This is a genomic window from Xanthomonas sp. WHRI 8932A (assembly GCF_035012785.1).
GTDB lineage: Bacteria > Pseudomonadota > Gammaproteobacteria > Xanthomonadales > Xanthomonadaceae > Xanthomonas.
Genome location: NZ_JAYGQQ010000006.1, coordinates 331,132 through 347,477, shown reverse-complemented (window position 1 = coordinate 347,477; position 16,346 = coordinate 331,132). Strand labels below are relative to the sequence as shown.

General features: G+C 65.0%; 6 protein-coding genes. All 6 read right to left on the bottom strand.

The window, feature by feature from the left end; all coding sequences use genetic code 11:
- Positions 1-7: 7 nt before the first annotated feature.
- Positions 8-2,383 carry a glycoside hydrolase family 127 protein gene (locus VC212_RS12245; RefSeq protein WP_323514845.1) on the bottom strand — a complete coding sequence of 792 codons (2,376 nt, stop codon included), beginning with the start codon at positions 2,381-2,383 and terminating at the stop codon, positions 8-10.
- 160 nt (positions 2,384-2,543) lie between these two features.
- A complete protein-coding gene (locus tag VC212_RS12240) occupies positions 2,544-5,432 on the bottom strand; it encodes a TonB-dependent receptor (protein ID WP_323514978.1) in 2,889 nt (962 codons plus the stop codon).
- Between the two features lie 598 nt (positions 5,433-6,030).
- Positions 6,031-7,785 (bottom strand): DUF6055 domain-containing protein, encoded by a 1,755-nt coding sequence (locus VC212_RS12235; RefSeq protein ID WP_323514846.1) that lies wholly within the window; start codon positions 7,783-7,785, stop codon positions 6,031-6,033.
- A 99-nt stretch (positions 7,786-7,884) separates the two neighbouring features.
- Positions 7,885-10,179, bottom strand: a complete 2,295-nt coding sequence (locus tag VC212_RS12230; protein WP_323514847.1) for a DPP IV N-terminal domain-containing protein — start codon at positions 10,177-10,179, stop codon at positions 7,885-7,887.
- Between the two features lie 163 nt (positions 10,180-10,342).
- Complete coding sequence (locus VC212_RS12225) at positions 10,343-11,935, bottom strand: family 43 glycosylhydrolase (RefSeq protein WP_323514849.1); 1,593 nt, start codon at positions 11,933-11,935, stop codon at positions 10,343-10,345.
- A complete protein-coding gene (locus VC212_RS12220; RefSeq protein WP_323514850.1) occupies positions 11,932-16,332 on the bottom strand; it encodes an Ig-like domain-containing protein in 4,401 nt (1,466 codons plus the stop codon). The genes VC212_RS12225 and VC212_RS12220 overlap by 4 nt, the downstream gene beginning before the upstream one ends.
- Positions 16,333-16,346: the final 14 nt, after the last annotated feature.

Sequence of the window (16,346 nt, the reverse complement as noted above, 5' to 3'; positions counted from 1 at the left end):
TACGCGCTCACGCCGACTCCAACACCCAACACCCAAACGCAGGCCCGGCCGAGTATCCAGTCTCAGGTTCGATACGGATCTGCAACGTGGCGCGGCCGGCCACTGCGGTGGGCAAGGCGTAATCCACATCGATGAAGTCCAGGCCGCGATTGCCGTCCAGGCGTTCGTTGGCAATGAGTTCGCCGTCGGCGAGGATGCGGAAGCGGCGGCGGTTTTCGTCGCCCCAGTAGCGTAGGCGCAGGATGCGGGCCTGGGCGGTGTTGCGCAGGGTGAATGCGATGAAGCCGCCGGTGCGGGCGTCGCGGCCGGCGCGGCGGCGGTAGCTGAGGGCGTAGGAGCTGTCGCTGGTGAGGGCGTGTGCCTGTTCCGATGCGTCGTCACCCAAGGCGACACGATCCAGTGCGCGCGCGTCGAGCGCGCGTTGCGTTGCGTCCGCTGCCGTCTGCTCAGCCTGGCGTTGTTGCCAGGCGGCGGTATCGCGGTGTTCCAGGTAGACGGCGCTGCGGCGATCGAACTGGGCGTAGAACGGGGAAAAACGCCATTGCTGGGCGCCATCGGCATAGGCGTAGTGGCCATGGGCCGGCAGCGGCTGCAGACGTTGCAGGACGTCATCGCCACCGACCAGCGCGGGCGTTTTGTTGTTCCATGGTGTTGCGGCATCGCCGAGATCGGCGGCCAACACCAGCGGGCCGCGCATGACGGCCACCCATGCCGGGTCGTCGGGTGTGGGTTCCAGGCGTAGCGGCATCTCCAGCTGCAGGGAGACGCTGTCGCCGGCCTTCCACAGCCGTTCGATGCGTAGGTAGCCCTCCACTGGCTGCAGTGTTTGCAGCTGGCCGTTGACCTGCAGCGTATGCGCACCGGCCCAACCGGGCACGCGCAAGGCGAGCATGCGTGCATCTGCCGGCGCGGTGTCGATACGCAGCGTCACCTGGCCTTGCTCGTGAAGCGTGCTGCGCAAGCTCAGTGCGAAGCCCGCTGCGTCGCGCACGCTGGACGGCACATACAGATTGACGTAGACGCCCTGCCCGTCTTCCCAGTAAATCGAGTCGCCAAACTGCGCGTGCGCCTCCATGCCGCTGCCGACGCAACACCAGAAATCGTCGAATGGCTTGGACCAGCCACGCGCTTCGCCAGCCAGCAGCGGTGTCATGTAGGTGAACATGCCGGTGCGCGGGTGTTGCTGCGCCATCACGTGATTGAGCAGCGTGCGCTCGTAGTAATCGAAATACGCCGCCTGCGGCCCCCATTGATACAGATGCCGGGTGAGCTTGAGCATGTTGTAGCTGGCGCAGTGCTCGCAGGTCTGCTCGGTGAGGAACTTGGAGATGCTGTCCGGCTGCTGGAAGTATTCGCGGTCGCCGTTGCCACCGATCACGTAGGTGTGGTGGTCGGTGACCGTGTGCCAGAAGAAACGCGCCGCCGCGCCGGAGGCGGCGTCGCCAGTGACCTCGTACTCGCGGGCCAGGCCGATCAGCTTGGGGATATTGGTATTGGAATGCTGGTGGACCAGTTCATCGCGCTGGGCGATCAGTGGGTCGAGCACGGCGTGATGATGCAGCCGCTGCGCCAGTGCCAACCACTGCGCATCGTCGGTTTGCACATGCAACTCGACGAACGATTCGTTGAGGCCGCCGAATTCGCAAGACAACACTTTCTGCAGCTGCGCATCGTCCAACGCTGCGAAGATGCCTTGCAGGTAACCACCCAGCCCCACCGCTACCTGCAGCGCCTGTGCATTGCCGCAGTGCGCATGCACATCGAGCAGGCCGGCGAACAGCTTGTGCCAGGTATACAGCGGCGCCCAGCTGCCGTTGAGATAAAACGGTGCGGGGTCGATCTTGCCGCGCTTAAGCTCATCGAACACCGCGCGCCCGCTTTCGATCTTTCCTGCCGCGTTCTTGCGGGTGAAGCCGGCCACATAGCCATCGCCTGCATGCGCCTGGCAACGCGCCAGTTCGCTAACCAGATACGCCGCGCGCGTGGCGCATTGCGCATCACCGGTTTGCGCATGCATCAACGCCAACGCACTGAGATAGTGGCCGAGCGTATGGCCGGCGATGGTGTCCGCTTCCCAACCTCCATAGGACGGCGCCTTGGGGTCGAGGCCTGCGTACAGCACGAAGTTGTGCAATAGCCGGTCCGGCTGCAGCCGCATCAGATAGCGGCGATTGGTATTGAGCGCATCCAGAAACAGCGAGGGCGTCAGGCGGACCTGGGCAAGCGGCACCGCGCGCATGCTGCCCGGCTGCGCGGCGCTGGCGTCGGCAGGGAAGCGCAGAAAGCCCGCCGCCACTGCCAGGCTGCTCCAGGCCAGAAAACGCCGGCGCGACAGGGTCAACGCATGCTCGGTGGTGCGCTCGGTGTTGGATGGCTCGGTCATGAGGTCAGCTTAGCTCCTGCCGCTACTTGCAGACTGCGCGGGCCGTTACAGGCCAGGCCGTCAGTCACGATATAGAGCGCCTCCGTCACATGGTCTGCCGCTGCCCGATCGAACCGGGCAGCGGCACTGCGATCAGACAGCGCAGTCGATGTGGCCGCACTCAAAATTTCACCGTCGCGCGCGCCCAGTAGAACCGGCCAAGCAGATCGTAGGTGGCCACATCGGTATTGGCGTTGCCGACATTATTGGAGTAATACAGCGGCGGCTGCTTGTTGGCGATATTGTCCACGCCCACTTCGAAGCGCGTATGCCAGGGCTGCACGTTATAGCCGAGCTGCAGGTTGTTGTAGACGTAGGCGCCGATGTTGCGCACCACTGTCGGCTGGCTGGAATCGGCCGACAGGCTCTGGTCCGGATCCGAGTTACCGATGGCAGTGTTGCCGACATAGCGGATGCGCCAGGTGGCGCTCCAGTCGTCCAACGCCCAACTCACCGTGCCCAGCGCGCGCCAGCGTGGGAAGTTACCGTATGCCTGGGTGTAGCGGCCCACATTATGGATGGTGACCGAGCTGGGGTCGGTGGTATCGGGCAGCACGTCGTAGCGGGTGAGATAGGTGCCGTTGAGGCCGGCGGTGAGGTTGCCCCACGGCGTGGATGGCAGCCGATAGGTCAGATTGAAGTCCATGCCCTTGGCCCACAGCTTGCCCAGGTTGACGGTGGGCTCGGCGATGTAATTGATGGTGCCGTTGCCGTTGCGATGGATCAACGCGCAGAACGCGCTTGCCGAGTTGGCGTAGCACTGGTTGAGCACCGTTTGCGCGGAGACGGTGGTGATGGTGTCCTCCAGATCGATACGCCACCAGTCGGCGCTGATCGACAGGCCATCGATCCACTGCGGGTCGTAAACCAGGCCCACATCGTACGACTTGCCGGTTTCCGGCTTGAGTTGATAGCCCGCCACTGCCGCGCCGGACACCTTGCCCGACACCTGCCCGTCCGATTGCTGGTAGCTGCCGTCAGTGGGCACATTGGCGCAGGCCACGGTATTGCCGCCGGTGTAGCCGTTGCAGGGGTCGTTGACGGTGGCCGCATCGCCTGCCACGCCGGCATACAGCTCGTTGATGTTGGGCGCACGAAACACCTGCGAGACGGTGCCGCGTACCAGCAGATTCTCGATCGGGCGATACTCCAGCGACACCTTGCTATTGGTCTTGCTACCCACCGAGCTGTAATCGGAAAAACGCGTACCCAGGGTGATATTGAGCGCGTTGATGCCGGGCAGATCCTTGAGTAGCGGGAACAACGCTTCGGCATAGGCTTCCTTGACGTCGAAGCTGCCGCTCAATGTGGACGAACAGTATTCGATCACCCCGCACAACCCGTTTTCGTCGCCGGTCCACAGCACATCGGATGCCGTCGTGGAGCGCTCTTTGCGATACGAAAGCCCGGCCGCCAGGCTGGCCGCACCGGCGGGTAGGTCGAATAGTATGCCGTTGGCATTGGCTTCGAATTGTTTGACCGTGTAGACGCTGGTCACGATCGGGTTGACCACCATGCCCTGCAAGGTGGCCAGGTTGGAGCTGTCGTTGAGGTTGAAGAAATTGAGCGGTGTGCAGCCAGCGATCGCCGCGCCTGCGCTGCCGCATTTGACTGCGCCGTCGCTGTCCAAAAAAGACGGCCCGATGGCTTGATTGAACGCGGCATAGTCCAGAAAGCCGTTATTGATCGACTTCTGCTTGACCTTGCCATAGTTGAAGTTTGCATCCCACTGCCAGGAACTATCGCCGAAGCGACCACGCAAGCCGGGGCTGATCTGAAAGTTGTAGGTGTTGTATTGATAACTGCGGTTGCCCAGCACCGTGGCGCGGGTATTGAGGTCGTTGTACGAGGTACCGGTGGTGCGGTCGGTACCGAAGTTGACGCCGAACGGGTTGTAGTAACTCTGCGACGACACCAGGATGTTGTCGCCGTTGGAGAAGATCGGAATCGGCGCGATGATCGAGGCCGATTCGGTTTTACTGAACCAGGTGTTGACGTACCCCTCCACGCTGTCGCTGAAGCGAAATGTGCCTAGCAGGAAGGCATTGGTGCGCTTTTGCGGGGTCTGCAACAAATTGAACGGCTGATAGTTGTAGGAATCGGCGCTGGGGTTATAGCAGTGGAAATCGCCTGGACCGGCGCGACCGCTGACGCCGCCATTGAGCGTGACCCGCGCGCAGCCATTGGCCTGCCGAAGCTGATTGGACTGATCCGAGCCATCGTTGAAGTTGACCGTGCCGGTGGGTGTGGCAGAAGACCCCTGCTTCACCGGCACACCATCGGTCAGTGCCAGCGCGTCCTTGGAGTAGTCGCGCGCACCGGCCGAGACCGGGTCGATGTTGTGGTACGACAGCCCGCCGATCAGGCTGCCGCGCTCCCAGGTCTTGCCGGCGGTGAGTGCGAAGTTGCGCCGGTTGCCATCGCGCTCGCTGCTGGTACCGAAGTCGCTGCTGAACTGCACACCGTCGAAGTGCGTGCGCAGGATGAAGTTGACCACGCCACCGATGGCGTCGGAACCGTATACCGCAGAGGCACCGTCGCTGAGCACCTCGATGCGCTCGATCATGCTGGTCGGAATGGCGTTGACGTCGTTGTACGCAAGCCGGATACCGTTGACCAACACCAAGGTGCGCTTGTCGCCCAGGCCGCGTAGCGAAATCGCCGAGGCACCGGTGCCGCCGCCGTTATTGGTGTACGGGTTGGTGGCGTTGCCGGCGATCGATGGCAGTTCCTGCAGCAGGTCGCCCACTGTGGCCTTGCCGGTTGCGGCAATCTGTTCCTGGCTCACCGTGACCACCGGGTTTGCGGTTTCGGTGTCCACACGGCGTAGCCGCGACCCGGTGACGACCACGCTGTCCAGCGTCTGCGTCGCGTCGCCGTTGCCGGCCTGTTGCGCATGTGCAGGAACCGCCGTGCCTGCGGCAAGCGCCAGCACCAACGCGGTGGCGAGCATGCTGGGCAGCGGGCGCGGCCTGGTCACGGTGCGACGAGGAATGGGCAGCGACGACATCGACATGCAAGGCTCCTGAGTTGAAAAGTGGCTAAACGACGGGCAACACACGCCCGTACCGGTATGCGCCAGTGCGGGTCAGAACAGATGGAAGACAGGCACCGCGACGAAATCCTTCGCCATGGCCGTACCGCAGACGCAGACATCCATCAACGCGCGCGATCAGGTTCGATCGCGCAACCACGCGTGGTATCCGATGGAGGTTGGTTCGTTCATGGAGTCGCCCATGCGCTCCAGTTTCATCAGCTGGTCACAATGTGCCTGTGCGCAGGCGCTACGTCTTGTCGCATTTGTCGACCGTGCATGCGGAAAACAGCATGGTTGCCATGCGCATGGGTGTGCGTGCAGGCAGCGCTGTGCCACCTCGGCGTGCTGGTGTCGCCTGCCGCACATCGAGAGCAACCACCGCAACGTCTGGGGCCGCGAGACCAGCACGACGATGCGCAGTGCTGCATAGCGTGCGTCCAGGGCGGCTTCGCAGCGCCGCCCGCACCCAGCTGACGCGCGCTCGCGACAGTTGCTGTGTTGGCATACGCCGACGGCAGGTCCAGAGCGTGGACCTGCCGTCGGGGACGCTTATCGCTGCAACATCAGCGCCTCATCTGCATGCGGTCTCATCAATACGATGGCCGTTGGTGTTCCAGTTCTGATCCAGCCCATCGGTTCCTGTATAGGCCGAGCAGGTGCTGGCCGAACCCGACAGCGGCGTAGCGCCGGCGATGCTGACTTCGTACGGAAACTGCACCGGCTTCTTGCCTGCCAACTGTTCGACGATGGTCGGCACGATGCTGTAGCGATACGGCGTGGCCGTGACGACCAGATAAGTCTGTTTGGCGTCCGCCGGCAGCGCCAAGCTCACTGTGCTGCTTGCCGTCGCCTCCACTGCCGCCAGTGCTGCATAGGTCGGGCGGGACTGCGCATCTACACTGACCAGGGTAAAACGCCACGCCGCCTGGTCGGCAGCGGTCTTTCCCTGCAGGCTCACGCTGATTGTTTTTGCTCCGGTCTGCGGTGTCAGCGGAATGACATGGGTGCCATAGATGTTCAACGGCCGCTCCGGTGAGGAGGCATACCGGCCACGCGTGGCCAATGCCTTCAACGGCACATAGCGCTTGGCGGCGGCGCGGTCCTTGCTGATGTCGAGCAAGGCCTTCTGGCTGAGGAAGTCGAATGCGGCAAGCCGCGCACCGTAGCGCCCCATGAAATCGGCAAACGAACGAAAGCCCTGCGGAAACACGCCCTGTTGCTGACCAAGGCGGACCACGGTCTGCATCGGCATTTCCACGGTATCGCCAGCGGCATTACGCTGATTTTTCAGCCACATGTCCCAGACCAGCGAACGGGTTGCATCGGCTTCGGCCAGAAACATCAACAACGGATGCGCGCCGTAGCGGCTCTCCGGAAACAGCGGCCCGTTCTCAAGATTGGACTGGTAGTACGCCACTGCAGAATCGTCCATCCGCCCGGTCTGGAACGCGCTCCAGTTGGCGTGGGTTTCCCAGAACCAACCAGCGGCCTGCAGATCGCGGTAACCGCCGCTGTAGTACTGCAAGGTGTGCACGAACTCATGCGCTACCGAGTGCGAACCGTATCCAAGCGCCCACGACGAGACCCCGATCGCCTGCCCGGCACTGGCGCCGCATTCGGTGAGATCGCCGCCCTGCGCATAGGGCAGCCCGGTGCCGCACAGGTAGACATTGATGCGTTTGGGCGTCGTTACTCCGGCATAGGGCATCGGTGCGCCCAGCAGATCGGCATTCATTTGCCAGACCTTTTCGAACCAGGCAGCGCTCTGGTTGACGAAGGTCGTCCACGCGACGCCGCGCTTGGCCACATCGCGGTAACTCTCCCCAGCCGTCTTCACCCCGTACCAGAAGGCGAAGTGTTGGGTTTCGTATTTTTTCGCAGATCCATTCGCCAGCATCGCGGCGGTGATCGTGTCCGGCTCGGCGGCGGTGACATAGGTGCGCCGATCCACGCGCACAGGATGCGCCTTGGCAACGGTGGCGACGTACTGCCGGTCCGACGCCGCGAAAGACGGCAGCTGATAACGCCGTCGGCAACCATCGGGATATTCCAGTACCACCGATCGCACCGATACCGCCGAATCCTCGCCAAATGCAGTGACCAACCTGGCCTGGAAGGGCGGCCCCTCGGCAGCGCCGACCGCGTTCAATGCGGCCGAACCGCCGCTCGGCGTCCAGGTGCGTAATGGCTGGGCGGCGCCCCACGGCGCATCGTTGGAACGCGATTGACACCCCACTGTTTCCGCCGCCGCGGCGATGCCAGGTAGCGTTGCCGACAAGGCGGTTGCCAGAATCGCGTTGGCGATGACGCGTGTTCGATGTTGCATGACATTCTCCAACAAGCCACGCCGGAATGGCGGACTTTGAGGTAACAGGTGTGCTCGACGCATGCACACGATCCCGCAGACCGCGGCATGCGCGTGCAATCACGCGGGTGGCGGCGCGACGGCTGTGTCGGGCGATGTGCGATTCCACTCAGGCGTTGGTGCCTGCTGCATCCAGCGCACGAAAAAATCCAGTAGCCGACGGCGGCCGTAACTGCCACCGGCACCATGGTCGCCGCCCGGCACCACCAGCAGGTCGAAATCCTTGCCTGCCTTGATCAGCCGATCGGCCACCTGGAAGGTGCTGGCGGGATCGACATTCATGTCCATGTCGCCGGTGACCAGCAGCAGATGTCCTTGCAGGCGCGCGGCGTTTTCCACGTTGGATGATTCGGCATACCACGGCCCCACAGGCCAGCCCATCCATTGCTCGTTCCACCAGATCTTGTCCATGCGGTTGTCGTGGCAGCCGGAATTGGCCACGCCCGCCATATAGAACTCGGGATGGAACAACAACGCGCCCAACGCGTTCTGACCACCGGCCGAGGTGCCGTACACGCCGACGCCGCCGCGGATGTCGTACCACGGGTACTGCGCGGCCGCGGCGGTGTGCCAGGCGATGCGATCCGGCAGACCGGCGTCCTTGAGATTGCGCCAGGCCACGTCGTGGAAGGCGCGCGCGCGATTATTGGTGCCCATCCCATCGATCTGCGCCACCGCAAACCCCAGCGCGGTCAGCGGCGGCACCCGGGTGGTGAAGCTTTTCGGCACGAAGGAACCTTGCGGGCCGGCATAGATGTCTTCGACCACGCGATAGCGCTGCTGCGGATCCAGCTGTTGCGGGCGATGGATCACGCCCCAGATTTCGGTCTTGCCATCGCGCCCTGGCGTATGGAACGGCAACGGCGCCTGCCAGCCGCCCGCCTGCAGGCGGCTCAGATCGGTGCGCTCGATGGTGCGTGCCACGCTGCCGTCGGTGCTGCGCCGCAGCTCCAGCACCGGGCCCAGATCCACGCGCGAGTAAAGATCCAGCAACCATGTCCCATCCGGCGAATACTGCACGGCATGGTCGGCCTGCTGCGGCGTCAACGCGGTCAGCCCGCTGCCATCCAGGCCGATGCGATACGCGTGGCGGTAGTACGGATCTTCGCCAGGTTGCATGCCGGAGGCGCTGAAATACAGCTGCCCCGCTGCCTCGTCGATGTAGTCAAGCTTGCGCACCACCCAATCGCCGTGGGTGAGCTGACGGATCACCGCGCCGGTGCGGCCATCGTAGAGATACAGATGCTCCCAGCCATCGCGCTCGGAGGCCCACACGATCTGCGCGCCATCGGCTAGATCGCGGCGCGCATGCTTGCCGCCGTCTTCGTGCTCGCCGCTGAGCTCGGAGTATTCGATGAAGGTGGGCGAGGTTTCTTCGATCAGCGTGCGCGCGGCGGCACTGCGTGCATCCACCTCGATGACGCGATACAGCTGATGCCCGCGTGCGTTGTAATCGAAGGTGAAACCGCGGCTGTCCTTCCACCACACCATCTCGCTCAAGGTGAAGGCGTTGGGCAGCAGCGTCATCGCCACCGGATGCGCCGCGCGCGTGGCGACATCGAACAGCACCGGCTGCATCACCGGCAACACATCGCCCGGCTTGGGATAGATCTGCTGGTGCAGTTTGGGCTGCACGCGGTCGGCGGGTGCCGATTCGATGTAGTAGACGATGCGCGGCGGCGGCGCTTTGACCCGATACGCCGCCAGATGCTGCGAATCCGGCGACCACACCAGGCTATCCAGCGCGTAGTAATCGTCGGCACTGCCATCGCGACTGAGCACGCTGCGCTCACCGCCGCTCGCGGGCGCGATCACCACATTGGCCTGTTCGATCCAGGCGCGCCAGCGTCCATCGGGCGACAGCTTGACGTTGCGTTCGCCCTGCACGAGCGGAAGCCGCATGTCCATCGATTCCGGCGGCGCATCGCGGTCGTGCAGATGCACGCAAGCATAGCGCGACAGCGTGCATTGCCAGCCGACGCCGGCGAGCTGGAAGGCCAAACGGTCCTGCTGCAACGTGGGCGCCTGCAGCGTCAGCGCCGCTGCATCCACAGCGACCGCACCGGCCTTGGTCAATGCCGCCGCCAGACGTGCATGGTCGAACGCCAGCGTGTTGCGGCCGCTGGCGGCATCCACCATGCGGTATTCGATGGCCGGCGGCTGACCGGTGCGGGCAACGCCGCGTCGATACAGGAAGTGCCCGGCATCGACCCACGTCGGCATGCTGGGCTCGTGCTCGACCAGCGACGCGTAGTGCTGCGACAGACCGAGCGCACGCGTGTAATCCGCTGCAGTGGGGGCTGCTGCGGACGCAGATGTCGGCATCGCTTTCGAGGTCGCTGAGGCCGTAGGCATCGCTGCAGATGCGGGCGTGGATGCCGCCGCCGGCATGATGGACGCGGCCGCCAACGCCAACTGCAACGGCCACATCGCAACAGACCGTAGCAGCGCGGGGCAACGGAAAAATAGCTTAGGGATCATGCGCACTGCAAGCCTCATTGTGGTTGGGTCATTACGCTCACGGCGCATCGCAGCGGCTGCTATCGGCATCACCGGCGACCGGCAGACGTTGCGGCTGCGGTGCCAGCACTTCCCACTCCTGCACGGCAAGCGCGGCATAACTGTCCGGGCCGCCGGAGGCATCCATCACCAGACGCACGCAGCGCGTGGTGACCGCTGCAAACGACACCGCCTCGTAGCGATCGGTGCGGGTGCCGTAACGATCGCGCGACTGCACCGGATGCCATTGCGCGCCCTGGCGGTATTCGAGGTGCCAGCGCGCTGGCGGCGCCACACCGATCTGCGCGCCGGCCGGATGGTCGGCCCAGAACATCACGCGCGCACCGTCCAGCGTGACCGGCTGCGCCCAGCTGTATTGAATCCATTGCTGCGGCGGATTGTCTGGCGTCCAGCTGCCCCATAGCTGCGGCGGCAGCGGATTGGCCTTGACCACACCATCGTTGAGCGCGGCCATCCAGTACTGCAGCGGAATCTGCGGCCCATTGGACGCAGTGGCAACGGCGGACGGCGCCTGATTGCGCTGTGGCGGCAGCGCCGGTTGCGGGCGCCGGGTGGGGACGACGGTGCGGATGCTGGCCGGCTGCGTGCTGTCGTCCCACTGCAACCGATCGATCGCCACGCTGCGACGGAAATGCCCGCCGCCCTGCGCATCGGCGGTGTGATAGACCAGATACCACTGCCCCTTGAAGGCGACGATGCCCGGATGCGAGGTGGTCGAGGAGACCGGCGGCAGCACGATGCCGCGATAGGTCCACGGCCCCAGCGGCGTCGGCGCGCTCGCATGGGCGATGCACGCGTGATACAGCGTGGGCGTACATGCCGAATCGCGGCCGGCATTGTTGGCCGCATACGCCAGGTAGTAGGTGCCGTTGCGCTTGAACAGCCAGGGCGCTTCGAAGTAACCGTCGAGCGTCTCCACCGCTACCGGCGTCCCCTTGAAGGTCACCATGTCGCGCTCCAGCTCCACCCCGAACAGCGCGCCGAACGTGCCCCAGTACAGATACACGCGGCCATCGTCGTCGACCAGCACGGTGGGGTCGATGTTCTGGATGGCGTTGCGGTTGGGCACCGACTGCGACACCACCGGCCCTTGTGGATGGGCATCGGTCCACGGACCAAGCGGACTGTCGGCAACCGCCACGCCGATCGCGAACGGATCCGGATTGGGCGCTTTGCGCTGCTGTACCGGCGCATACAGATAATAGCGGCCATCGGGCCCCTGCACGATCTGCGCGGCGTAGGCATAGCGCTTGTCGGCCCAGGCGAACACCTGTTGCGGACGTAGCAGGTCGCGGTAATGCGTCCACTGCCCGCTGGCCGGGTCGCTGCTGACGAACATCTGCCAACCAGGCATGACGAAATCGTTGCGGTTGGGTGGCGCGGTGTCGCGCCCGGCCAGGATGTACAGCTTGCCATCGGCCACCAGCGGTGCCGGGTCGGCCGAATAGGTACTGCCGTCGGCGAGGATCGGGTTGCCCGGTGCATGCAGCTGCACGCCCTGCGGTGGCACGGCGTCGGCCGCCAGCGCGGCAACCGTAGCAAGCGACAACACAGCGGCCAGCGCCAAGATGCGGGCGACACTACCGGTCATGGGGTCGATCCCTGGCGCTGGGCCGGCGTACTGGCCGCCTTGATCTGCACGCTGAGCGGAACCGACACCACCCCGGTGGGCGCACTCCCCTGCGCGGTGCCGGTCAGGCCGATCTGCCCAGGTTGCGCGTAACGCGCGGGCGCCAGCGCCGGCCATTGCACCGGCAAGCGCTCGCGCGAGCCGTCGTTGTATTGCACGCTCACAACGCTCGGAAGCGTGGGCGCCTGCCCCACCACAGCACTTACTTCGGGCAAAGCCTGCACGGTGTTGATCTGCGCTGGCGGCGTGGCGCGCACCCAGACCGTGGCCTTGATCGGAAGCACGCCCTCCACCAGCCCCTGCAGCTCCACCGCACCTTCGCTGCCCAGCCGCTGCAGCGGCAAATCCGGCCACTGCACCGCCACCGGCAGAACGCTGCCATCGGCAAAGAAAGCGTCGACCTGCTGCGGCAACACCGGCAGCTGGCCGGGTGCGGTGCGCAGATCGATTGCCTCCACGCGCGTGGGCACCTCTGCGTGCACCTGCCATTCGTCCACGCCGATGGGCATGCGCCCGTCGGCGCCGGACTGAGTGCTGAGCACCGCACGCACGGCGGTGGTGATGACCGGCGCAAAGCGGGCCGTGCTGGCCGCGCCAATCGCAGCGGTGGCAATCGGGTAGCCGCCGTCGGCGACGATGTCGTGCCAGTGGCCGTCCTGCAATGCCTGCAGCGTCCAGCTGGCAGGTGCGGCCACCCCGCCACGGGGCTGGTCGTTCCAGAAGTAGAGCGTGCTGGACGACAGGCGCACCGGCCGCGGCCACTGGTACTGCAGCCAGAGCGTGGCCGGTTGCTCGCTGCCGTAACTGCCCCAGCGCCGGCTGCCCTTCGGCCTGCTGCCCGCCGCGGGAATGACGCCGTCGTTGAGCGCCTGCACACGGTACTGCGCGCCGGTAAGTTGCGCGCTGACCGTGGCCAGTTCGTGCAATGGCACGCGCTGCAGCACCGGCGCGGCGACCGCGAGCAGCTGCACATCGGCATGACCGTCCAACGCGCCGTCGTTGGCCGCCAACCGCACCGTGTACGCACCCGGGCGCGTAAAGCGCACTGCGGTCTGCAGCGCGGCAGGATCGGCGAATACCGCATCGCCCCCTTCCGGGCCTTGCAGCATCTGCCAGCGCACCTGCAACGCTACGTTGGGCAAGCCGTCATCGCCGACCCGGCCGTTCACCATCGCCGCGCCGTCGGCACCCGCACCGGCATCGTCCAGCTGCCACGCTTGCACCTGCGGCGGCGCGTTGCCGGCAAACGCAGGCGCTGCCAGGCCGCTGTCGAACACCTGAAGTTCCTTGATGCCCGTGCGTGCGCTGCCGGCATGGGTCACCAGCACGCGCAGCGCCTGCGTACGCAGCGCCGGAAAGCGCACCCGGTTGCGGTTGCCTACGGCGATCGCCGCATCGCGCACCTGCCCGGGAACGGTCTTCCAGTTGCCGCCACCATCCTGGTACTGCACGACGTAGATCCACGGCGCGGCATAGCCGGGATAGGTGCCGGACGCAAAGCCATGCTGCTGGCCGCCAGGCGAGGAGCTGCGATAGAAATACAGCACCACCTGATCCACTTGCCGGGGCCGGCCCAGATCCAGAGCGATCCAGTCACTGGCAGACGGCGAGCCGGTAGTGCCCCAAAACGGCGTACTCGCGGTGCTGCCGTCCACCGCCGCAGCGGCGGCAAAGCCTGGCGCAGCAAAACTGGCAGTGACCTGTGCGCCTTGTGCAAGGTTGTGGTTGGCAGTGGCCGGCAGCGTCACATCCACGCCGGCCTTGCTCAGCAGTTCGGCGATGCGCGCATCCGCAGCGATCGGCACCTGCGCCATCGACGCCAGCTGCGCCGGGTGCGCCTCCAGCACCTGCACCATGCCGTTGCGATTGACCGCATCGGGCGCCGCACTCACCTGCCCGCTGGCCGGGTCGTAGATCACATGCGCAAGCCGGTCCACGCGAAACGCCAGCGTGCCATCCAGATAGACGCTGTAGCCCTGTGGTGCACTGCCCGCGTAATGGCGCCCATCGCGGTCCCAGACAATGCTCAGATTGCGATCGCGGTAGCGCAGGTTGTCGGCGGCAAAATGGTCCCAGCCGATGTCGATGGGATACAGCTCGATCTTGTCGTCGTTGCGCGGACGCAGGCCCATCGCATCTTCGATCATGGTGAAATTTGTCGCACCCAGCTGGGTGTGGTGAATCCACGAGCGGTACGCGATCTTGCCGCCATTGCTGGCGCTGCCCTTGGCCCAGAATTCGTTCTGATCCGGATAGCGGCTGTCGCCGTCGATGTAGGACGCCCATGCGTTCCAGTACAGCAGCGTGCGGTAGCTCTGCGCGCTCAGAAACGGGCTGGGGTAATCGCGCAGCGCCTCGCCGAGCAGGCGGAATGCAACCGTCGCGTTGATGGTGGAAAAATTATTGCTGCCCGCATCGGCGCCACTGCTGCGCGCCTGCAGATCGACCTGATTGGCGGTGTAGAACGGAAACAGCGGGTATTGCGCTGCATCCGCAAACAAGCGCAAGGCGCGCGCATATTTGGGGTCGTGATCGGCATCGCCCTGCTTGGGCATCAGCCCCACGCTGAAGGGGTAGTAGTTGTTGGTTTCCTTCCAGTCCACCGGCAGGCGCGGTCCCTTGGCCTGGCGATGTTTGAGCAGCTCGCCGTGCAGGCCCACCGAGTCGGCGCTGTCGCTGTGGTCCTGCCACAACACCTCCAGCACCGCTTTGCGAATGCGTTGCGCGGTGGCCTGCATGCATTGCGCGGTTGCGCTGTCGCCGGCCAGTTGCGCCGCCTGCGCCGCTGCCTGCGCGTTGGCATAGACGTAAGCGCTCTCGGTGCGATCCATGCGAATTTCGCCGTGCTTGGCCGCCCAGTCGAACGACACCGCATCGGCATCATTGCCGGTCATCGCCGCCCAGTCGTATTCGATCAGGCCGTTGTGGTTGAGATCGTAGGCAGCCAGCACGCCGTCCACATCGCCGCTGCCGTAGCGGGCCAGTTTTGCGGCCAGTGCCGGCGGGCCGCCATGCAGCTGCATCGCGCGCCATGCGGCGGCGGTGATGTATTGCGCGTACGAGTTGGACCAGTTTTCCGGCGAGCCGGGATTGTCGGTGTACTTGCCGCCGCCCGCGGTCTCGCCTGCGCTGAGCCAGCTGCCGTACGCGTAGCTCGGGTCGCGCAGATATTTCAGATCGTCCAGGAACATGCCGGTGGTCAGCACGATGGCGTTGTTGTAGCCCAGCACACCCTCGATGGCGACCGGAAACTGGTAATCGTTGCCCGGCACGTTGGCGTCGAGAAAATTGAAGCGCAGCGTCCACCAGCGGTAGAACAGGCTCTTGGTGATGTTCTCATCCGGCGTATCCAGATACGGCACGTTGTCCACCCACCAGCGGTTGTAGTTGGCAACGTGCTCCTGGTAGGCCTGTTGCGGCGACTGCACGGCGATACGGGCGTACTCGGCCTGCGCCTGCGGCAGTTCGTGTGTGAGCAGGCCCAGTTGCAGTTTCAGCGCTGGTGCCTCGCCGCTGGCCGGCACCGCCACCTCGCGCACCAGCTGTTTGCCATCCACCCGAAAGCCATCGCCGGACAAGCGTGGAAACACTGTCGTGATCGCGTTGTAGGCTTCGAAGGCGCCGGTCAACGCATCGCCATCGGCATGCTGCGCCAACGGCGACAGCGCCTGCACCGACAACGTATGCGCCGCACCGTCCAGGCTGGACAGCACGATGCTGGCCACCGCCACATTCTGCTCGGTGATGTACTTGACCAGGCGCATCCGCACGCCCGCGTTGGCATCCTCGAACACGGTACTGAAATAGCTGGGCGTCTGGCGACGCTGTTGCGAGCGCTCGATCCACTGCACCGCGCGCTCGCCTTGCGTGGAAAGGATGCGCAACAGCACGTCGTAGTCGGTGGTATGCCAGTACGCCACCTGGCCGACGAAGCCGGGAATTTCGGGGTGATGCGTGGCCAGAAACGCCGCGCGCCCACGCGTAAACAGCCAGTCGTTCTGGTCATCGAAGCCGCCACCGGTGCCTTCGCGCACCAGCATGCGATCGATCCAGAAATCGTTGCCCGCGGCCTGCCCTGCCCCACGCGCGCGATCGGCCGCGTAGATCCGCGCCAGCTGCCCACCAGGTGCGAAGGCCACGCCGCTGTCGGGCAGCGGATGCTCCAGCCCATGAAAACGCGGATTGCCGATCGCCGCATTGGCCAGGGCCACCGGTGGCTGCTGCATGTCCTTGGCGATGCCCACGGGCATGCCAACGACTGTACCCGCGCAGAACACGGCGGCCGCACCGGATCGCAGCGCGGCGCGCAACCAGCGTCTATGCCGGCACACGAATGTCATCAAAAAGGAACGACGCATGGAGCAGCTCTCTG